Origin of the sequence: Treponema socranskii subsp. socranskii VPI DR56BR1116 = ATCC 35536 (assembly GCF_000468115.1) — a bacterium.
Classification (GTDB): domain Bacteria; phylum Spirochaetota; class Spirochaetia; order Treponematales; family Treponemataceae; genus Treponema_D; species Treponema_D socranskii.
The window spans coordinates 35,755-54,321 of sequence record NZ_AVQI01000080.1 but is presented as its reverse complement, the minus strand read 5'-3'; the positions used below and the strand labels follow the sequence as shown (position 1 = coordinate 54,321).

Genomic DNA, 18,567 nt, shown 5'->3' with positions numbered 1-18,567 from the left:
TAATCCTCCGTTACAATATAAAAACTTAATCGACCAATGCTTTCATCACGCGAAGCGAATCGAGCGCCGCTCCGACGTCGTGTACGCGGACGATAGACGCACCTCTCATAACGGCGATCATATCCGCCGCAATCGTGCCGCAGAGCCGATCTTCGGTGCGCTTCCCCGTCATCTCGCCGATGCAGGTTTTTCGCGACAGCGCCATGAGAACGGGATAAGAGCCGCCGCAAAGCTTTCCGCAGTTTTTAATAAGAATGCGATTCGCTTCGAAATCTTTGCCGAAACCGATTCCCGGATCGACGATGATTTTATTCGACTCGATGCCTCGGGAAAGCGCATACGAAACGCGAGAGGCAAGGTATGCGTCCACTTCCCGAAACACGTCTCGATACGACGTATTGTTTTGCATTATAGCAGGAATTCCGCGTTTATGCATCAGTATGACGGGGATTCCCTTTTCGGCGGCAAAGGATGCGATATCCTCATCGTCTTCGAGAGCGGAAATGTCGTTTAAGATATCCGCACCTTCCGAAACTGCCGCTTCGATCACTTCCTTTTTCCGCGTATCGACCGAAATCGCTACGGACGATGCGGCTCGAATCTTTTTGATCACCGGAATGATGCGCCGTATCTCTTCTTCCGCCGACACGTATGCCGCCCCCGGCCTCGTCGATTCCCCGCCTATGTCGATGATGTCGGCTCCTTCATCGATGAGTTTCAGCGCAAGGCTTTCGTCTCCCCTGCTCCCTTCCCAAAACGAATCGGGCGTCGCGTTTACGATGCCCATAACAAAGGCGGACATTTCCGTTTTAATAATTCCGTCTTTTAGAAAAAGCGTTTTCACCGGCCGTACCCCCTTTAGGCGTTTCGACTTTCGACGAGGTGTAGCGCCGCCGCCGCGATATCTTCGCTCGACATGTGCGCATCCCGGCAGATTTCGGATCGCGTTCCTTGGGGATAAAATCGATCTTCAAAGGCTTTTAAGGCGACGAGTCGCATACCGCGCTTTACCAAGACCCCTTCGAGATACGAAGCGATGCCGCCGGTCAAAACTCCGTCTTCGACGATGACCGCTCCGTCGTAAGAGGAGGCGATGCGCGCAAAATAGTCTTCGTCTATCGGCTTAATAAAACGGAGCGCGTAGATATCGGCATATATGCCCTTCATCAAAAGCGATCGCGATGCGACGAGCGTTTCCGCGTACATTCCGCCCGTACACACAAAGAGCGTGCGGAAAAAAGTTCCCGCTTTTTTTTCTTCGAATTCCGCCGCTTGCAAAGGCGCAATATCCGCTGCCGAAACGATGACGCCCATCCCCTCTTCGACCGGGGAAAAAAAAGATGCCTGCTCCGACGGACAGGTGAGCTTCGGATAGCGGATCACCGTTGCACCCTCGGACTCGACGGCAAAAGAAAGACAGCGCTTTAAATCTTCTGCACTCGCGGGACACAATATGCGAAGATGCGGAATCGGGCGCAAAAGAGCGATATCGAACAAGCCCTGATGCGTCTCACCGTCTCCCGGAACGGCGCCCGCGCGGTCGAGCATAAAAACGGCATGAACGTCCTGCAGCGCGATATCGTGAATCATCTGATCGATCGCCCGCTGCATAAAGGTCGAATAGATGCACACGACCGGCACGAGACCGCCCCGCGCGAGAGCGCCCGCAAAAGTAACGGCGTGTTCTTCGGCGATGCCGACGTCGAAAAAGCGGTTCGGATAACGGCGCGCAAAAGCGTTCAAGCCCGTACCCTTCGCCATGGCGGCCGTCACGGCGACGATCTTTTCATCCTTTTCGGCAAGCGCAAGGATGGCGCCGCTGAACGATTCGGTAAAACTCAATTCATCGAATTTTTCGACCGCGCCGTCGGATATGAGAAAGGGACCGATGCCGTGAAAACGTTCGGGATTGTCTTCGGCGGGACTGTAGCCCTTGCCCTTTTTCGTCACGACGTGAACGACGACCGGACGCGGAAGTTTTTCCACGCGGCGGAACACCTTTTCAAGCGTCTGTTCGTCGTGACCGTTCAAGGGGCCTACGTATTCGAATCCCAAATCGACAAACAAATTGTTCGTCAAAAACATACCCTTGAGGGCACGTTTAAAGCGGAACGCGAGCTTTTCAAGTTTTTTGTTAAAATACGGAACGCGGTCGATAAAGCGGTCGATTTTATAGCGGACGGTTTGATACTGAGCGGACATCGTCATCCGCGAAAGATAGCGCGAAATGGATCCCGTATTGTGATCGATCGACATCTGATTGTCGTTGAGCACGACGATGAGATTTTTTGCAAGCTGTCCCGCGTGCGACAGCGCTTCGAAAGCCATGCCCCCCGTAAGCGCTCCGTCGCCGATAACAGCGACGACCTTTCCGCCTTTGTTTTGAATATCACGGGAGACGAGGAGACCGAGCGCCGAAGAAATCGACGTCGACGCGTGGCCGGCGCTGAAAAAATCGTGCTCGCTTTCGTCTCTCCGCGTAAACCCCGAAATGCCGCCCGAAAGTCGGAGCGTCGGAAACGACGCATAGCGCCCCGTCAGCAGTTTATGCGCATAGCACTGGTGGCTCACATCCCATACGATCGCGTCTTCGGGACTCGAAAACACGCGGTGCAGCGCAATCGTAAGTTCGACGACGCCGAGATTGCTTGCGAGGTGACCGCCGTTTTTGCCTACGACTTCGATAATCGTTTTTCTGATTTCGCGCGCGAGAACGGGAAGCTCGGACGACGGAAGTTTTTTAATATCTTGAGGGGAACGTATGCCGGAAAGGATCGTAAAAAAACCTCCGTAATTACAAACAAAAAAGACCGCGTCGGTTACACGAACACACGCGGCCTCTTCACAAAGTTTAAGCAAAAATCATTTGTTCTTGTGTCTGTTTTTCCTGAGCATCTTCTTTCGCTTATGTGTCGCCATCTTTTGACGTTTTCTTTTTTTTCCGCAGGGCACAACATACTCCTTACATCGAATAGTGTTTTCCAGTATCGCAAAATTCGCGTAATGCGTCAAGAGCGTGACGAAATATTTCACGGAAATCAATTTTGTCCGCGCACTGTTTAAAAAGTTGATAAAGTGGTAAAATGAGCGCATGAGGTGGGAAACATTAGAAGATGCACTTGCAGTGCTTGAGACGGAGCGGGAATACGACGGATATTTTTGTAGCGTACAAGATGCGGTTATCATCGTGATTCTGGGAAGCCTGTGCGATTTACAAAGCGTAAAGAAAATCTACGAGTGGGCAACAACCGAACATGTCAGAACATTTTTGGCAGAAACCTTCGGAATCAAACGGATACCGTGCTATTGGTGGCTGTTAAGTCTGCTTGGAATCATACGGCCGGAATCACTGAATGAGTGTATGAAACAATGGGTTGCTTCGGTTGTACCGGCTCTTGCAGCAAAACTTGAGACGGAAGAGGAAGAACAAAGCAAGAAGAAAAAGAAGCAGCCGTTGACGATAGCTATAGACGGAAAAGCTATCCGCTCAACGGGAAAGATGAAAAAATACGACAATCCCTTGCATATCATCAGTGCACAGATAGGGGAATTGGGGCTGACACTTGCCCAAAGAACGGTCGAATCAAAGAGTAATGAGATTCCGGCTGTACCGGAATTGATAAAAGAGCTTGAAATTAAGGGCTGTATGGTAGTCGCAGACGCAATGAACTGTCAAATAGAGACTGCCGAAGCGATAATTGGGGCGGAAGCGGATTATTTGTTAAGTGCGAAGGGCAATCAGGAAGCACTTATGAACGATATCGCAGAGTATGTTCAGGATACGAAGCTGAGAGCGACGATGGACAGCATCACGCGAACGGAAAAGGGACATGGGCGGAAGGAAAGGCGCAGTGCGTATACGAGTGATGATGTGGGCTGGCAACCGGGCGGCAGAACATGGCCGGCGCTTAAATGCATTGGAGCACTTCATACGCGATTTGAGACGAGCAAAGGTGTAACGGAAGAATGGCATTATTATATTTCAAGTAAAGCGTTACGAGCGGAAGAGCTGCTCCATCATGCAAGAGAGGAATGGTCGGTAGAAACGATGCATTGGCTGTTGGATGTACATTTTGATGAGGACAGATGCAGGGTGCAGAGTAAGAACATACAGCAGAATCTCAATATGCTGCACAAATGTGCGCTTAACATAATTCGCATACATAAGCGTGAGACACAATCGAAGCTGCCGTTGAACGGCATTATGTTCCGCGCTTTGATGAATCCTCAGACGTTATTACTGCTTTTGGGCAAAACTTGATTTCCGTGGAAATATTTTCGTATTTTTTCAAAAACGGCGCGACCGCCGTCTCCGCGATTTTGCGCGCAGCTTCGGTGCTTCCGTCATACGGAAACACGAGAGCACCGGGTATATTGTGCATATACGTATACTGTTTTTTCGCATAAGCGCGGCTCGCCGCTTTTATGCGCGCTTTTACCTCATCTTCGCTTCCGAGCGAAAACCATTCGCGATAGCCGATCGCACGCATGGCAGGCGATTTTTCCGTACAGCCTGCACCGATGAGTTTTTTCACTTCGTCCGAAAGCCCCGCGCGAAACATCTCATCCACGCGCGCGTCTATGCGCTCGTACAGCACTTGGCGAGGCATCGTAAGGATGAGCGTACAAAAATCGTAACGCTCTCGAAGACATGGCCGCCCGGCGAAAAAGCTCCGCGGTTTTCCCGTAGCCGTCACGATTTCGAGCGCCCGCTGTATACGGTAGCTATCGTTTTTGTGGATGATGCGTGCGCTTTCGGGATCAAGCGATAAAAGACGCTCCCACATCTTTTCGGCGCCGAGCGTTTGCATTTCATCATGCAGTTTTGCGCGGAGGGACGCATCGACGGCCGGAGTTTCGGGCAAACCCAGCATAAAAGAGCGGATGTAAAATCCCGTACCGCCCGAAACGACCGGCAGTTTGCCGCGTGAAAAGATATCCGCACACGCGTCGTCCGCACGCGCGATAAAATCCGCAGCCGAAAAAAAATCGTGGGGATCGCATATATCGATTAGATGATGCGGGAGTTCGGAAAGAAAAAATGCGTCGGGCTTTGCCGTTCCGATATCCATGCCGCGGTACACTTGCATCGAATCGGCACTGACGATTTCCGCCAGTCCGTTAAAAAAAGAGAGACTGCTCCGTGCAAACAGCGTTTGCAGCAAAGCAGTCTTTCCCGAAGCCGTCGGTGCAAAGAGGACGAGCACCGGAATGACGGCGTCATTGTCGTTCAATCTTAAACGTCACTTCGTCGTCAAAAAGCTGACGCGCGGCAAGGGAAACGACTTTGCCGTCGTTTTCTTCGATTTCCGGATCTTCGACCTTTGCCATCTGAAACGCGCGGCGGCTCGCCGCAACAGTGATTTCATAAATATTGTCGCTGTATTTTACGAGTTCTTCAAGCGGAAATACCATATACTACCTCACGCGATATTATAAGAGAAAAACACATCGTTGTAAAGACGACGTGTTGTGTCGCTTTCAGATCAATGGATCGCGTCGGATTTCAGCGCGAGCGCGTCTTTGTATTCGGAAGATGCGACGGAAAACAGATCGATGTCAGGCTCTTTATCGAGCATCGTAACCTGCCCTTCAAAATTGACGTCGCTTGCAATGCGAAGACGAGATGTCGTTATATCGCCGGTAACGCTGCTGCCGCTGCATATTTCAACGCGCTCGGATGCTTCGAGGTTTCCGGTAACGCTTCCCGACACGATAATAGAGCGCGCCGTAATCGTCTCTCCGGTACACACCGCGTCCTTTGCGATTTCCAAGTCTCCGCTCGCTTTTATCTTTCCGTTGAATTTTCCGGTGATGATAAGCTTATCCGAAAATTCAAGTTCGCCGTCGAACTCCGTTTCCGGTCCGAATATCGTCACATTGATTTTTTCGTCGTCGTGTTTTTCCGCCATTATATCCTACTTCGTTTTCCATTTAAAATAATGCACACAGTACACATGAGTAAAGCCGCCGCGACAAAAAAAATCGCAAGGGCATCGCCTATTTTATTATACAGTGTTTTTCCCGCACTGTCATCCGCGGCGGGCATCATGCCGGTTAAATACGTTTCGGTAAAGGGCTCCGCTTCGCACAAAATCTTTCCGGTACGGTCGACGATGCACGTCTGCCCAGAGGCGGTACTCCGAACGGCGGGCACTCGATTTTCGGCGCATCGGAAAACCGCCATCGCAAGGTGCTGATTTTGGCAGCTTAGGCTTTTCGACCACGCGTCGTTCGACATATTGATTAAAGCACGCGCACCGTTTGCGACAAAGCGGCGGCAGTCGTCACCGAACGTATCTTCAAAGCAGATCGGCACGGAAAACGAAATTCCCGCAGCGTGAAAAACGGTACGCTCTCTTCCTTTTGCCCATAAATGCGTGTCCGCTTTTTCAAGCGCATCGTAGAGCCGAGGAAGCCGCTTCGCAAAGGGCACCGTTTCCGTAAACGGCACCAAGTGAATTTTCCGATAGATTTCCGGTTCCGGCGGCACGACGTTTTTTCCGGGCGTAAAGACGAAAGCGCTGTTGTAATCGTCGGTACGAGTGCCGCCCGTGTCAACGGAATGAAAGTTTCCGACCACGAATACGGCTTTTTTTCCGTCAATAAAGTGCAGCACCGAATTGATAAGGTCGAACCTTCTCCTGTCGAGCCGCTTGGTATAGTGCGTCAAAATCGACGGAACGACGGCCGTCTCCGGCCACACGACAAGCGCTATGTCGGGATCTTCCGAAAGCGCGCGCTCCGTCAGCGTCATGAGCGTTTTAACATCGCGTTCGTAGGAAACTATATCGCCCTGCCACGGATCGGTATTGTGCTGTACCGCACAGACTTTAATATATGTTCCGTTTTTATTTTTTTGCGAAAGGAGCGCGCCTCCGTATGCGGCGAATGCGACAAGCGCGAAAGCCCAAAGCCCAATACCGCACACACGCCGTTTTGCCGATGCTCTAAAGCCCGCGATGTCTTTTGTTTCCGCACCGATATACACGGCATACAGCCATGCGGACGTAAAATCGATGAGAAAGGTAAGCGCCCACACGCCGAAAAGGGATGCACTCTGAATGAGGACGAGGTTTTGCCACTGCGTATAGCCTGCAACGCCGTACGAAAATCCCGCAAAGCCCGTCGTTTTAAGGTATTCGTGCGAACAGAGGATGAGCCATTCGGCGATCCACGCGTGACGTCCGCAAAACCTGTCGGCGATCTTTAAGCATAAAAAGAGCAGCGCGTACGAAATAAAATATTCGACGCTTATCGCAGCGGCGGCAACGACGTGAAAGGTGATAAGCCACGAAACGTACAAACAGTATGAAAGCGCTCCGTATACGCCGCCCCACAGCCACACCGTTTTAAAAGAGGAACGGCGGACGAGCATAAAGGCGGGAAAATACATCACCCATGCTGCGAGCGGAACGCCTTTTGAAAAGATAAAACCGGGATTTGCGAGCGCGAACAAAACCGCACCCGCAAGCGCTAAAAGAGCATTAATAAAAAAACGGTTCGGCGCGGAACGGTTTTCCGTAAGCGTCATTGTTCGGCCTGCTCTTCCTTGAGATTCCACAGCGATTTTTTGAGTTCCTGACCGGAGCGGAACGCGGCGACGTAGTGCGGATCGACGGAAAGCGTTTCGCCGGTTTTCGGATTCCGCGCGACCGATCTGCCTTTGCGCAAGCGCGGTTCAAAAGTTCCGAAGCCGCGCAGTTCGATCGTCGCGCCTCCCATAAGCGATTTTTTTATTTCCCCCAGAAAATTTTCCATCACCTCTTGAACGATGCGCCGTTCGCAATTCGTATTCCGGTACACCGATTCGATAAGGTCGTATTTTGTTATTTTTTTCCGAGGCATAGAATTCCCGATACGGCGATAAAAAAAGAACTCCGGCAGAAACCGCGCTGACGGCTTCCTCCGGAATTTTTTGGAGACAGGCAATACTTATTTTGCGGCCGCTTCTGCAGGAGAAGCAAAAGTCACATTGAACAGTTTTTTCATGCGGGACTTTTTGCGCGCGGCGGTATTGTGTTTGAGAACGCCTTTGCTGCGCGCGGAATCGAGTTCTTTTTGAACGAGATTGTACAAGTCTTCCGCCGTTTTTTGATCTTTGCGCTGCACAGCTGCAACGAAGTGTTTTACGGCCGTTTTGCACCGCGACTTAATCGCTTTATTATGAAGGCGGCGCGCTTCGCTCTGCTTAAATCTTTTTTCCGCAGACGTCTGTTTTTTTGCCAAAGGAAACCCCCAGTTAATGACCTAAAATGAATGTATATATAGTATCGAAGCGCTTCGCTTTAGTCAAGCGTACCGAAAATCTTATCGAAAAACTCATACATGATTTCGATATCTTCCCGAATTATACAAGTTACCGATTTACAGATAATTCATATTTACAATCGGGGACTGTACATTCTTTTTGAAAACGGCTATAGTAATCGAACGGATATAGAAATCAACCGGATATAAAACAGGAAGAGGTGCAATTATGAAAAATTACCACACAACACTCAGCGAAGCCGGAGTCAGACCCTCGGTACAGCGCGTCGCAGTCTATTCCTATCTGTGCGAACATCCCGTGCATCCGACGGTGGAAACGCTCTACGCTTCCCTGTCGCCGGAATATCCGACGCTGTCGAAAACAACCATATACAATACGCTGAAATTATTCGAAGAAAAAAAGCTCGTGCATTCTCTCAAAATCGAAGACGATAAACTCCGCTACGACGCGGACATACGACCGCACATCCATTTTAAATGCGAAAAATGCGGCAAAGTTTTCGACGTCTTCGACGATGCGAACATCGCCGACTATATGCTCAAGTGTACGGACGCCCTTCCGGAAGGCTTTGCCATGACAAAGATGCAGACCAATATGTGGGGCATTTGCCGCGACTGCGCAAAGCGCTGACGCAATTTCGCTCAATCGTCCGCCGTTTTTTCCCGATATTCTAAAAAGAAATCTATCGGGAGAAAATACGATGATTAAAAAGACACTCACATACGCTGCCTCATTCATTTTCTGCTTTGTTATATTTGCATGTACGTCGACACCCAAAGAAAGATCCGTCGTCGCATTGATTTTAAGCGGCAAAGGAAACGAAGCGAAAAGCCTTTTCCAATCGAAATACGATATAAACGAAACCGGCGCATCGGGAAATACGCCGCTCCATGCAGCCGCGATCGTCGATGATGCGGATTTAGCACTCTTTTTATTGATAAAAGGCGCCGACGACACAAAAATCAATTCCGACGGAGATACACCTCTGCATGCCGCAATCAAAAATGACAGCTTAAGCGCAGCACGAGTTTTTGCCGAAAACGGAAGCGGTGTTTTCGTACACAATGCGGACGGAAAAACGGCATTCGAAGCGGGATTGGAAAAAAGCGATGTCTACGAAACGGCGTTTATCACGCAAAAAACCGGAAGAGAACGCGATACGGACGGCAACACGATCGTCCACTATTGCGCCGCGCTGAAAAACGAGAGCGCCGTACGCGCGTGCATCAAAAAAGGCATTCCCGTTTCCGTACAAAACAATGCGGGAAAAACGCCGCTCGACATCGCGCTCGAAGATTCCGGCGACGAAAAATCCGTCGCCATCGCAGCCGATTTAATAACGGCGGGAGCCGAAACGAACAATGTACAATTTTCGTATTTTCAAACCGCAGTTTCCGAACGCAACGTCAATTACCGATTCGGCGACGGGCAGACACCGCTCCACATCGCGTCGATAAAGCATCACAAAAGCATCGCGCGCTATCTCCTTGTAAACGGCGCCGTTACATCGGCACAGGACATAACCGGCGCAACACCGCTTCACGAAGCCGTGCGTTACGGCGACATCGATATCGCAAAAGCGCTGCTCGAAAGCGGAGCTGACGTAAACGCGGAAGACAATCTCGGAAAAACGCCCGTCATGCTTGTCATTCCCGAAGATAAGCGCGAAGCGATGTACCGCATCCTCATCGCGCACAAAGCCGACACCACAAAAAAAGACGCTTACGGCGATACCGTACTGCACACGGCGACGATGACATCTCTCTCTCCCGCTATCCTCGAACTGCTTGTCGCATCCGGGGCGGATGTAAACGCGCGGAACAAAGACGGCGTTTCACCTCTTTTGATTGCGGTACAAAAACGCAATTTCGCCCACGTCAAATTCTATGCCGACCGCGGCGCCGACATCAATTCCGCCGATAAAGCGGGAGACACTCCCCTCACTCTCGCGTTCAAAGACGGACAGGCCATGCTCGAAATGCTCGTCAACCGGACGAACGCGTTTTCACACGATTCGAACGGCAACACGCCGCTTCACACGGCGATCATCGTCGGCGCACAGATCGAACAGATCCGCTACCTCGTAAGTCTCACCGACGATATAAACGCGCGAAACAAAGACGGCAACAACGCACTCTATCTCGCAGTCGAAAGGAACAATAAAAAAATCGGCGAACTTTTGCTTGCAAAAAATGCCGATATATTTTCGACAAACAACGCCAACGATTCGCCGCTCCACCTTGCGCTCAAAAAAGGAGGCGATACGCAAGGCTGGCTCATCACATCGCGCACGATCAGTGCGACCGACGGAAGCGGCAACACTGCTCTGCACTACGCAGTCGAATGGGGACTGAAAGCTGCAGTCGTGTCACTCATCGAAAAGGGAGCAAATCCCGAAGCAAAAAACGCAAACGGTGAAACTCCCCTTTTCAGTGCGGCAAAGACGAACGATCCGGCTATGATCGCCCTCATCGTAAAAGGCGGCTCGTCGATAAAAGCGCGCGACAATTTCGGAAGCAGTCCGCTTCATACCGCCGTCCGCTGGGATGCCGATGCGTCCGTGCGGGAACTCGTACAGCTCGGCATCGACGTAAATGCGCAAAACGTTGCAGGAAAATCCGCGCTTTCGGAAGCCGTGCTTGCGGGAAAACTTTCGACGGCGAAATTATTAATCGATTCCGGAGCCGATATAAACGCAAGCGACAACACGGGACGAACGATCCTCATAGATGCGATCAAAGGGCAAAACACAGGCGTCATCTCGATGCTGCTTTCAAATAAAGCGAATCCCCAGATTCAGGAAATCAACGGACGGAACGCATATCACGAAGCGGTGCTGACAGGAGACGTACGCATCATCGCTTTGGTGCGCGATGCAGGAGGTAAAGCGCTCTCCCGCGACAAAAACGGAAACACGCCCTTTTCACTTGCGTTTGACAAAAGCGACGGCATCGTAAAAACCGTGCTCGGAAACGACAGGACGATAACCGACAGCGACGGCAATACGCCTTTTCACATAATCGTTCAGGCAAAGGGACCGCTTCGAATTCTTTCCCTGCTTGCCTCTCTCGGCTATCCCTTCGACACGCGCAATGCCGAAGGCATGACACCGCTCGGTTATGCGGTCGAAAACAACGATGAAAACTATGCGCGCATTTTACTGCAAAACGGCGCGAATCCTTTTTCATCGATTGACAAAAAAGGGCGGAACGCGGCAACGATCGCGCTTGCAAGCGAAGAGCGTATACTTGCCGATATAGCAAAATATGCCGGAACGAAATCCGATATACAAGGCAATACGCTCCTGCACTACGCGGCACGCACGGCATCGGCTGACACGATACGAAAACTCCTCGCATACGGACTCGACGCAAACGCAAAAAATATTTCAGGCGAAACGCCGTATATGACGGCTCTCCGCTGGAAGCGAAACGATGCGGCAAACGTATTGAAAGCTGCGGAAAACGCAAAGCGATAGGAAAGAAAAATGAAAAAAATGTTTATTGTTTTATTTTTTTGTATTTTTTCAGTTACGGTTTTATTTTCTTGTGCAACCGGAAGCGCATTAATTACCGGAACCAAAAGAACAGCAACGAATCCTGAAAATGTCGTAATTTATACGGAAGCACCGCCAAAATATGAAGTCATTGGAATTGTGACGGCTTCCAGCGATTTAGGATGGACCGAACAAGGTGATTTAAATTATGCAATAGCGGAATTAAAGAAACAAGCTGCAAAGATCGGGGCGAATGGGATAATTTTGGAAAATGTCGGTACTTCAAACAGCGGTGGTATTATAAGCTACGGTGTGTATATTCCCGTTACTGCAAAAAATGTTTCAGGAAAAGCAATTTATGTATCTGATGACATAAATTAGATTTGATTGTAAAAACACATAACGCAGTTTTCAAATTTGATAAATACAAGGTATTAAGGATAAAAACCGTTTACCCTATACGCCGAGTGTAGGATGCATATTTATGCAATTTTACGAACATCAAAAATTAATAATTTTTTTTGTAAATTTGTAAAAAAACGCTGAAAATCGACCTGTTTTAACGGGATCGCCGCTATTTCTGTCGATTTTTTTGATTGTATAAATATGCATCAGTATAATATATTTATGCAATCAAAAGAGCGGCCGCGGAAATAGAAGCATACGCATAAGGGGCTGCCGAAAAGGGAATCGACTTTTGAGACAGCTTCTTGACATAACGTACGATTATTCGTACGTTTATACTATGAGGGAGGTATGTAAATGGCAGTAATAACAGCGACGGCAGCCAGAACAAACCTTTATAATTTAATTGACAGAACAAAAGATTGTCATGAACCGATTATAATTTCCGGTAAAAGAAATAATGCGGTTTTAATTTCAGAGGACGACTGGAATGCAATTCAAGAAACCTTGTACTTGTGCTCTATTCCGGGAATGAGAGAATTAATCATTGAAGCAAGTAACGAACCATTGGAAGAGAGCATTAAGGAACTTGACTGGTAATGTGGACTGTAGTTTATTCAAAACAGGCGGCGAAAGACAGTAAAAAAATTGAACAGGCAAATCTGAAACAAACGGTAAAACATTTAATTGAAATTATAAAGAACAATCCTTTTGAAAATCCTCCGCCTTACGAAAAGTTAGTCGGTGATTTGACAGGAAAATATTCAAGAAGAATTAATATACGGCACCGTTTGGTATATGAAGTTTTCGAAAAAGAAAATACCGTTCGTATTCTAAGAATGTGGACTCATAATGTTTAATAAAGGTAATGTTGTTAGATTAAATAGAAAATCATCCATTAGTTATATACTTAGGAATCGCTATTATCGCTTTTGGGGGAGGTTTAGGATTTCAAAAAAGAATATTGGATAATACTAATTAAGAAATAATTACAAAGGGCACATATATTTTATTAGATGATTTTAACACAAAAATAAACTCGAATTATGTTTCTTTAAGAGAATATAATCAAATACAAGCTGTATTCACATTACCCTGAATGAGCCTGCCCGCTATCTTTTTCTTTTTTCCAATCGTTGATAAATTTTTCATATGCATCGATCTGCGCGTCGAGGGCGCGCTGTACGACGGCGCTGCGTCCTTGCCAATTGTTTCCGTCGATTTCATACAGCACATTGAGCGTCATCTCGAGCGTTTCGATCGTCAAATCCTTATCCTGTTCACGACGACGGGCGAGCATGCGCAGTTCGCCTTCAAAACATTCGTCGTATTGCCGCTCGAGAGAAGTTAAAGCATCGGTCATGGGGACATATTACACAAGATATTGGACTTTTACAAGCTTTCATGATACTATGCATAGGATTTCAACTCAGGGGCGGAAACGGGTTATGAGCACACAGGCGGTAAAAAAAACAAAAAAAGGAACGGCACAAAAATCGCTCGAAGAAAGTTTTTTGGAGCTCTGCCGTCTCATCGCCGAAACGGACGACGAGCGCTTTATCCGCGATTTTTTCGGCTGTCTTTTTACACCTGCGGAACGGAAGGACTTTGCAAACAGATGGCTTCTCGTCAAAGAAATCGATAAGGGTACGACGCAGCGGGAGATTGCAAGGAGATTCGGTATGTCGCTGTGCAAAATCACGAGGGGATCGCGCGAATTGCACAAAGACGGAAGCGCGTTCCGCCGCATGCTCGAAAAATTAAAAAGCAAACAAACGCAAACGAAATAGGAAGTCGGCGGCCGACTTTGCCCGTCGCATACATACCGGCGGCAAAATCGCACGGCATCCGCTTCGCACGGCGCGCACAAAATCGAACGTGTGCGCGCACGAATTGCGCGCTCCTAAATCTGAAGATTTACTCGCTGTGCAATTTTAAGGAAGGTTTAAATTGAACGTCTGAGATAGCGCCGTTCAATTTAATTTCGAGTTTTCTTCCGAAAACTCGCGGATGTACGTGTGCGCGCTTGCGCACTAATGCGGCATTTTCGAAAATCGACATTTTCTGCAATGCCGCATTTTAAGGAAGCAGCCGCTACTGTACGAGAAGGCAGCGCACGCGGTGACCGCTTTCCGTTTCCGTCAATTCGGGAAGTGTTTCACAGCACGCTTTTTCCGCATGAGGACAGCGGTACGCAAAGGGACAGCCCTTTTCGGCTTCGAGCGTCGTCTTTACTTCCGCGTTCGATGCCGCTTCTTTTCCGAGCGCGCCGTCGAACAAAAGCTTCGTATACGGATGCAATTTCGTCTCATACAGATCGGCGGCAGGAGCTTCTTCGACGAGGATGCCGCGGTACATGACGCCGATCACATCGCAAAAATAAGAAGCGGCTTTCAAATCGTGCGTGATAAACAAAAAACTTAAACTCCGCGTTTTTCGAAGATCGTCGAGCAGATTGATGATCTGTCCCTGAATCGAAACGTCGAGCGCCGAAATCACTTCGTCGCAGATGAGCGCTTCTGGTTCCATGATAAGTGCGCGCGCAATCGAAATGCGCTGCCGCTGTCCGCCTGAAAATTCCGACGGACGGCGGAAAAGGTCGGCTTCGCTCATGCCGACTTCTTTAATAATTTTTACCGCCCTTTCTTTTGCATCGTCTTTTCCACGCCGTTTCGACGAATAGCGAAGCGGAGAGGTCATAATTTCAAAAACGTTCATACGCGGATTGAGCGAACGTGCGGGATCCTGAAAGATATATTTTACTTTTTCGCGGTAAGCGCGCATTTCGTTTTTCGTGTACGATGCGATGTTCCGCGCTTCTCCCGCTTCCGGCGCATAGCGTATTTCCCCCGATGTCGGTGAGTACATGCCGACCAAAAGGCGCGCCGTCGTCGTTTTGCCGCAGCCCGATTCTCCGACCAATCCGTATGTCGATCCTCGTTGTATCGAAAAGGATACGTCGTTTACCGCGTACACCGTCCGTTCTCCGCGCGCAAAAAATCCCGCTTCGAAGCTGAACGTTTTAGAAAGATGCCGTACTTCGATTATCGCGCCGCTCATTTTTTTGCTCCTCCGTCGATTTTCATCTCAGGGCACGACCTTCCGTCGGTGGCGCAGGATGAGCGCACAAAGGCGCATCTCGGAGCAAAGGGGCAGCCCCGCTCGGGTGCGGACGGATCGCATACTTTTCCCGGAATCGATTTCATGCGCTCTTTCGTATAATGCATGCCGAAGTTTGCGGAAGATGCGAGGAGCGCTTTCGTATACGGATGGCGGGGGGATCGCACGATCGATTCGGCACTACCCTCTTCCATCACTTTTCCGCCGTACATGACGATGATGCGGTCTGCGATGCGCGAAACGATGTCGATATTGTGGCTGATAAAGATGACCGAAAGTCCCCTTTCTTTTTGCAGGCGCATAAGAAGCGAAACGATCTGCGCTTGAATCGTCACGTCTAGGGCTGTCGTCGGCTCGTCCGCAATGAGCAGTTCGCAGCCCTGTGCGAGAGCGAGCGCTATGCCGATCCTTTGCAGCTGGCCGCCCGAAAATTGGTGCGGATAACTTGCAAGCCTCTTTCGCGGATCGGGAAGCCCTACTTCTTTCAAGAGCGCTTCAGCTTTTTCATACGCAGCATCCTTTGTACAGCTTTTGTCAATCGTGCGCAGCGCTTCGAAAAACACGCTTCCGACGGTTTGCAGCGGATCAAAGGAAAGCGCGGGCTCTTGAAAAATCATGCCGATTTTTTTACCGCGGAATGCCCTCAGTTCTTTTTCACCGAGCGCAGATAATTCCGTCCCTTCGAAATACACGCGTCCCGATAGAAACGCGTTTTGCGGAAGGAGATCCGGGATCGCACTTACCGTCACTGATTTGCCGCTTCCCGACTCTCCTACGATGCCGAGCACTTCGCCCCTTTGCATCGAAAACGAAACTCCGCGCACGGCAAAAACATCGATGCGTTTTCCTTCACGGAAAACGGTAAAGGTAACCGAAAGATTTTCGACCGAAAGAAAATTGCGTGCCGCCGGATACGCACTTTGCACATCGGGAGCGGATACGGAGGCGATCGAATCGTTTTCAGGCTGAGTTCCGCACGATGCAGGCCGAGCTTCCGCATCATCCGCCGCGCCTATGTCGAAAGCGGAGGGAGCGGTACGGCTGATCTCGCCGAAAGCCTGCACTTTTTTTCGCCGAAACTTTTTTCCGGCGAAAACCGCGTGATACGGATCGAAGTAATCGCGGAGCGCGTCGCCTAAAAAATTGAACGCGAGCGTTACTGTCAAAAGCAAAAGCACCGGCGCGAGCAGCCACGGATAATTTTGCAGGTTCGAAAGCGTTGAAATATTGCGGTTGATGAGCGAGCCCCAGCTGACGGCAGGATCGCTGATACCCAGTCCGAGGTATGAAAGCGTCGTTTCGCTCATGATAAAGCCCGGTACGCTGAGCGCAACGCTTACGATAAGAAGGCTCGCCGTCTGCGGTATGATGTGGCCGAAGATGATAACTGCCGGCGGGATTCCCTCAAGACGCGCGTTGAGAATAAAGTCTTCACGCTTTATCGCATGCACCATGCCGCGTATTGTCCGGGCGCTCGACGGCCAGCCGACGAAAGCGAGGATCAGCGTGATGAGCGCGTAAGAAGTACCGCTGTCCGTCTGCGTGTGCAAAAGCGAGCGCAAAAATAAAATGAGATACAGGCTCGGAATGAGCATAAAAAATTCCGCAAGTCGCATGAGGCTCCAGTCCGCAGCTCATCCGTAAAAGCCCGCAAGCCCGCCCAAAAGGACGGCGAGCAGGAGCGAAACGGCGGATGCGGCAAAACCTATCGTAAGGGAAATGCGGCTTCCGTAGACGATGCGCGAAAAAAGATCGCGGCCGAGATTGTCGGCGCCGAGGATGAAAACGGGATAGCGTTCGCCCTTTTCGTCGGGGATCGTGCCGAAAAGGTGTCGGCTGCACGGAATAAACCCGAACAATTTGTAAGATTCGCCTTTTACAAAAAACTTTACCGTTCGGTACTTTCCTTTGACGCGCGCGTATTTCCACGAAACGGGATCGAGGACGCGGCATTCCTGTGCTGCGATTCCCCGTTTCGTTATGCGGATGTTCGCAGGATGAAAGGTATCGCGGCCGAAGCTCATCGATGCGGGATAGGGCGCAACGAATTCCGCAAAGAGCATTACGGCGTATAAAATCACAATGACGATAAGCGAAGCGAATGCGATGCGTTTCGTCTTTAAAAAATTAATAAATTTTTTCATGCGCGCCTCATTGACTTCCGTAGCGGATGCGCGGATCGACAAAGGCGAGCGCGATATCGGAAGCGATCATACCGACGAGAACGAGAAACGAAATAAACATACTGTTCGCAAGTACGAGATTGATATCTTCCTGCAAAACCGCTTCATACATAAGACGCCCGATGCCCGGATACGAGAAGATGATTTCAAGCACGAGAGAACCGGAAAAAAGACCCGCAAGCAAATTCGCGCTTCCCGTGATATACGGATTGAGCGTATTGCGGAACGCGTGATTGAAGTACACCCTCTTTTCGCTCGTACCGCGGGATCTCAAAGCGGTGATATAGGGCATTCCCATTTGATCGAGCATCGTCGCGCGTATCATGCGGAGCGTGGCGACGGTGCCGCCCAAAAACGAAGCGAAGAGCGGAAGAAATGTGTGATGCATATAAGAAAGCGCAAATCGTCCGGGAGAGAGCGAAAACGGAAAATCGGGATAAGCGGTCACCGGAAAAAGACCGGTAGCCGATGCGAAGAGCTGCAGCAAAATCAAAAGCAGTATGCCCGGAAACGCGTGAAAAAAAAGCGCGACGAAAGTTACCGCCGTGTCGAGTTTCGTACCCGCTTTGCTTGAAAGGTAGACGCCGAGCAAAAAAGACGTAAAGGTAATGCACACGAGCGAAATGAGATTCAGCACGACGGAATTGACAAGGCGCGATTTTATTAAAAACGAAACCGGTGCGCGAGAAACGAGAGACACGCCCAAATCGCGATGAACGACGACGCGGCCGAGCCACTTCCAATACTGCACGAAAAAGGGACGGTCGAGTCCGTACTCCGCGCGGAGGGATGCCATCTGTTCGGAAGAAAAGGCGTTGTCGGCTTTTGCGCCGGAAGCTGAAGGAGCGCTTTGCGCACTCGACATGATCTGCTGCGTCATCATCCGGTCGACGATATCGCCGGGAGCGAGCGCCATCAGAGCGAACATCGAAAGGCCGAGCAAAAAAAGAAGGGCAAGCATCGTGATAAAACGGGCGCTTATATACGACGCGAGCGGAAAGGTTTTTCGAAACCTCCGCCACGGAAACGAAAGCGAGCCGAAGGCGCCGGCGATTATATTGTTAATATTGATTTTATCCGTACTACGCATC

The 18,567-nt window shown here is 49.8% G+C and carries 20 protein-coding genes and 1 pseudogene; 7 read left to right on the top strand and 14 right to left on the bottom strand.

The annotated features are described in order from the left end of the window. Positions 1 to 25 precede the first annotated feature (25 nt). The gene (gene folP / locus HMPREF0860_RS11100) at positions 26 to 844 is read right to left on the bottom strand and encodes a dihydropteroate synthase (protein ID WP_021329234.1); all 819 of its coding nucleotides are present in this window, start codon (positions 842 to 844) and stop codon (positions 26 to 28) included. A gap of 14 nt (positions 845 to 858) precedes the next feature. Further along, positions 859 to 2,859 carry a 1-deoxy-D-xylulose-5-phosphate synthase gene (dxs, locus tag HMPREF0860_RS11095; RefSeq protein WP_021495776.1) on the bottom strand — a complete coding sequence of 667 codons (2,001 nt, stop codon included), beginning with the start codon at positions 2,857 to 2,859 and terminating at the stop codon, positions 859 to 861. Positions 2,860 to 3,091: 232 nt separating this feature from the next. On the opposite strand from dxs, the gene HMPREF0860_RS11085 reads away from it, so the two are divergent. Next, on the top strand, positions 3,092 to 4,261 hold the full coding sequence (locus HMPREF0860_RS11085; protein WP_038082449.1) for an ISAs1 family transposase: 1,170 nt from the start codon (positions 3,092 to 3,094) through the stop codon (positions 4,259 to 4,261). Here the strand turns inward: HMPREF0860_RS11085 and miaA are convergent. The 6 genes from miaA to rpsT form a co-directional block, all read right to left on the bottom strand. After that, positions 4,203 to 5,234 (bottom strand): tRNA (adenosine(37)-N6)-dimethylallyltransferase MiaA, encoded by a 1,032-nt coding sequence (gene miaA / locus HMPREF0860_RS11080; protein WP_021331218.1) that lies wholly within the window; start codon positions 5,232 to 5,234, stop codon positions 4,203 to 4,205. The genes HMPREF0860_RS11085 and miaA overlap by 59 nt on opposite strands. After that, complete coding sequence (locus HMPREF0860_RS11075) at positions 5,221 to 5,415, bottom strand: DNA-directed RNA polymerase subunit omega (RefSeq protein ID WP_021331210.1); 195 nt, start codon at positions 5,413 to 5,415, stop codon at positions 5,221 to 5,223. The genes miaA and HMPREF0860_RS11075 overlap by 14 nt, the downstream gene beginning before the upstream one ends. 71 nt (positions 5,416 to 5,486) lie before the next feature. Beyond that, positions 5,487 to 5,912, bottom strand: coding sequence for a bactofilin family protein (locus tag HMPREF0860_RS11070; protein ID WP_021331223.1), 426 nt, complete (start codon positions 5,910 to 5,912; stop codon positions 5,487 to 5,489). Next, positions 5,912 to 7,534, bottom strand: a complete 1,623-nt coding sequence (lnt, locus tag HMPREF0860_RS11065; protein WP_021331222.1) for an apolipoprotein N-acyltransferase — start codon at positions 7,532 to 7,534, stop codon at positions 5,912 to 5,914. The genes HMPREF0860_RS11070 and lnt overlap by 1 nt, the downstream gene beginning before the upstream one ends. After that, complete coding sequence (locus tag HMPREF0860_RS11060; RefSeq protein WP_021331214.1) at positions 7,531 to 7,848, bottom strand: HU family DNA-binding protein; 318 nt, start codon at positions 7,846 to 7,848, stop codon at positions 7,531 to 7,533. Before HMPREF0860_RS11060 ends, lnt begins: the two co-directional genes overlap by 4 nt. 87 nt (positions 7,849 to 7,935) lie before the next feature. Next, positions 7,936 to 8,229 carry a 30S ribosomal protein S20 gene (gene rpsT / locus HMPREF0860_RS11055; RefSeq protein WP_021331221.1) on the bottom strand — a complete coding sequence of 98 codons (294 nt, stop codon included), beginning with the start codon at positions 8,227 to 8,229 and terminating at the stop codon, positions 7,936 to 7,938. A 250-nt stretch (positions 8,230 to 8,479) separates the two neighbouring features. Between rpsT and HMPREF0860_RS11050 the strand changes: the two genes are divergently transcribed. The 5 genes from HMPREF0860_RS11050 to HMPREF0860_RS11030 all read left to right on the top strand — a co-directional run bounded on the left by HMPREF0860_RS11050 (position 8,480) and on the right by HMPREF0860_RS11030 (position 13,033). After that, positions 8,480 to 8,902: a Fur family transcriptional regulator gene (locus HMPREF0860_RS11050; RefSeq protein WP_021331212.1), complete on the top strand. Its 423-nt coding sequence runs from the start codon at positions 8,480 to 8,482 to the stop codon at positions 8,900 to 8,902. Between the two features lie 70 nt (positions 8,903 to 8,972). Next, a complete protein-coding gene (locus HMPREF0860_RS11045) occupies positions 8,973 to 11,750 on the top strand; it encodes an ankyrin repeat domain-containing protein (protein WP_021331211.1) in 2,778 nt (925 codons plus the stop codon). 9 nt (positions 11,751 to 11,759) lie between these two features. Continuing rightward, the gene (locus tag HMPREF0860_RS11040) at positions 11,760 to 12,149 is read left to right on the top strand and encodes a hypothetical protein (protein WP_021331224.1); all 390 of its coding nucleotides are present in this window, start codon (positions 11,760 to 11,762) and stop codon (positions 12,147 to 12,149) included. A gap of 381 nt (positions 12,150 to 12,530) precedes the next feature. After that, positions 12,531 to 12,773 (top strand): type II toxin-antitoxin system Phd/YefM family antitoxin, encoded by a 243-nt coding sequence (locus HMPREF0860_RS11035; protein ID WP_038081676.1) that lies wholly within the window; start codon positions 12,531 to 12,533, stop codon positions 12,771 to 12,773. Continuing rightward, positions 12,773 to 13,033 carry a Txe/YoeB family addiction module toxin gene (locus HMPREF0860_RS11030; protein ID WP_021331225.1) on the top strand — a complete coding sequence of 87 codons (261 nt, stop codon included), beginning with the start codon at positions 12,773 to 12,775 and terminating at the stop codon, positions 13,031 to 13,033. Before HMPREF0860_RS11035 ends, HMPREF0860_RS11030 begins: the two co-directional genes overlap by 1 nt. 230 nt (positions 13,034 to 13,263) lie before the next feature. Here the strand turns inward: HMPREF0860_RS11030 and HMPREF0860_RS11025 are convergent, their stop codons facing one another. Then, positions 13,264 to 13,536 carry a hypothetical protein gene (locus HMPREF0860_RS11025; protein ID WP_021331216.1) on the bottom strand — a complete coding sequence of 91 codons (273 nt, stop codon included), beginning with the start codon at positions 13,534 to 13,536 and terminating at the stop codon, positions 13,264 to 13,266. Positions 13,537 to 13,621: 85 nt separating this feature from the next. Here HMPREF0860_RS11025 and HMPREF0860_RS11020 point away from each other — a divergent pair, with 85 nt between their 5' ends. Continuing rightward, positions 13,622 to 13,963, top strand: coding sequence for a Trp family transcriptional regulator (locus tag HMPREF0860_RS11020; RefSeq protein ID WP_021331213.1), 342 nt, complete (start codon positions 13,622 to 13,624; stop codon positions 13,961 to 13,963). 304 nt (positions 13,964 to 14,267) lie between these two features. Here HMPREF0860_RS11020 and HMPREF0860_RS11015 read toward each other — a convergent pair whose 3' ends face one another. The 5 genes and pseudogenes from HMPREF0860_RS11015 to HMPREF0860_RS11005 all read right to left on the bottom strand — a co-directional run bounded on the left by HMPREF0860_RS11015 (position 14,268) and on the right by HMPREF0860_RS11005 (position 18,566). Beyond that, complete coding sequence (locus HMPREF0860_RS11015; RefSeq protein ID WP_021331226.1) at positions 14,268 to 15,233, bottom strand: oligopeptide/dipeptide ABC transporter ATP-binding protein; 966 nt, start codon at positions 15,231 to 15,233, stop codon at positions 14,268 to 14,270. Then, positions 15,230 to 15,487, bottom strand: coding sequence for an oligopeptide/dipeptide ABC transporter ATP-binding protein (locus HMPREF0860_RS14275; protein WP_342341902.1), 258 nt, complete (start codon positions 15,485 to 15,487; stop codon positions 15,230 to 15,232). The genes HMPREF0860_RS11015 and HMPREF0860_RS14275 overlap by 4 nt, the downstream gene beginning before the upstream one ends. A gap of 60 nt (positions 15,488 to 15,547) precedes the next feature. Next, positions 15,548 to 16,912, bottom strand: a pseudogene (locus tag HMPREF0860_RS14270) (dipeptide/oligopeptide/nickel ABC transporter permease/ATP-binding protein); the annotation flags it as partial. Positions 16,913 to 16,927: 15 nt separating this feature from the next. Beyond that, positions 16,928 to 17,437 (bottom strand): hypothetical protein, encoded by a 510-nt coding sequence (locus tag HMPREF0860_RS14265; RefSeq protein ID WP_021495792.1) that lies wholly within the window; start codon positions 17,435 to 17,437, stop codon positions 16,928 to 16,930. A 7-nt stretch (positions 17,438 to 17,444) separates the two neighbouring features. After that, complete coding sequence (locus HMPREF0860_RS11005) at positions 17,445 to 18,566, bottom strand: ABC transporter permease (RefSeq protein WP_021331208.1); 1,122 nt, start codon at positions 18,564 to 18,566, stop codon at positions 17,445 to 17,447. Between the last annotated feature and the right edge of the window lies 1 nt (position 18,567).

What these genes read in the sequence shown, in the direction of transcription:
- HMPREF0860_RS11020 (WP_021331213.1), top strand. Translation starts at nt 13,622, where the DNA reads ATGAGCACACAGGCGGTAAAAAAAACAAAAAAAGGAACGGCACAAAAA.
- HMPREF0860_RS14265 (WP_021495792.1), bottom strand. Translation starts at nt 17,437, where the DNA reads ATGAAAAAATTTATTAATTTTTTAAAGACGAAACGCATCGCATTCGCT.
- HMPREF0860_RS11070 (WP_021331223.1), bottom strand. Translation starts at nt 5,912, where the DNA reads ATGGCGGAAAAACACGACGACGAAAAAATCAATGTGACGATATTCGGA.
- HMPREF0860_RS11005 (WP_021331208.1), bottom strand. Translation starts at nt 18,566, where the DNA reads ATGCGTAGTACGGATAAAATCAATATTAACAATATAATCGCCGGCGCC.
- HMPREF0860_RS11030 (WP_021331225.1), top strand. Translation starts at nt 12,773, where the DNA reads ATGTGGACTGTAGTTTATTCAAAACAGGCGGCGAAAGACAGTAAAAAA.
- HMPREF0860_RS11050 (WP_021331212.1), top strand. Translation starts at nt 8,480, where the DNA reads ATGAAAAATTACCACACAACACTCAGCGAAGCCGGAGTCAGACCCTCG.
- HMPREF0860_RS11025 (WP_021331216.1), bottom strand. Translation starts at nt 13,536, where the DNA reads ATGACCGATGCTTTAACTTCTCTCGAGCGGCAATACGACGAATGTTTT.
- HMPREF0860_RS11060 (WP_021331214.1), bottom strand. Translation starts at nt 7,848, where the DNA reads ATGCCTCGGAAAAAAATAACAAAATACGACCTTATCGAATCGGTGTAC.
- lnt (WP_021331222.1), bottom strand. Translation starts at nt 7,534, where the DNA reads ATGACGCTTACGGAAAACCGTTCCGCGCCGAACCGTTTTTTTATTAAT.
- HMPREF0860_RS11040 (WP_021331224.1), top strand. Translation starts at nt 11,760, where the DNA reads ATGAAAAAAATGTTTATTGTTTTATTTTTTTGTATTTTTTCAGTTACG.
- HMPREF0860_RS11085 (WP_038082449.1), top strand. Translation starts at nt 3,092, where the DNA reads ATGAGGTGGGAAACATTAGAAGATGCACTTGCAGTGCTTGAGACGGAG.
- HMPREF0860_RS11035 (WP_038081676.1), top strand. Translation starts at nt 12,531, where the DNA reads ATGGCAGTAATAACAGCGACGGCAGCCAGAACAAACCTTTATAATTTA.
- HMPREF0860_RS11075 (WP_021331210.1), bottom strand. Translation starts at nt 5,415, where the DNA reads ATGGTATTTCCGCTTGAAGAACTCGTAAAATACAGCGACAATATTTAT.
- HMPREF0860_RS14275 (WP_342341902.1), bottom strand. Translation starts at nt 15,487, where the DNA reads ATGGAAGAGGGTAGTGCCGAATCGATCGTGCGATCCCCCCGCCATCCG.
- HMPREF0860_RS11045 (WP_021331211.1), top strand. Translation starts at nt 8,973, where the DNA reads ATGATTAAAAAGACACTCACATACGCTGCCTCATTCATTTTCTGCTTT.
- HMPREF0860_RS11015 (WP_021331226.1), bottom strand. Translation starts at nt 15,233, where the DNA reads ATGAGCGGCGCGATAATCGAAGTACGGCATCTTTCTAAAACGTTCAGC.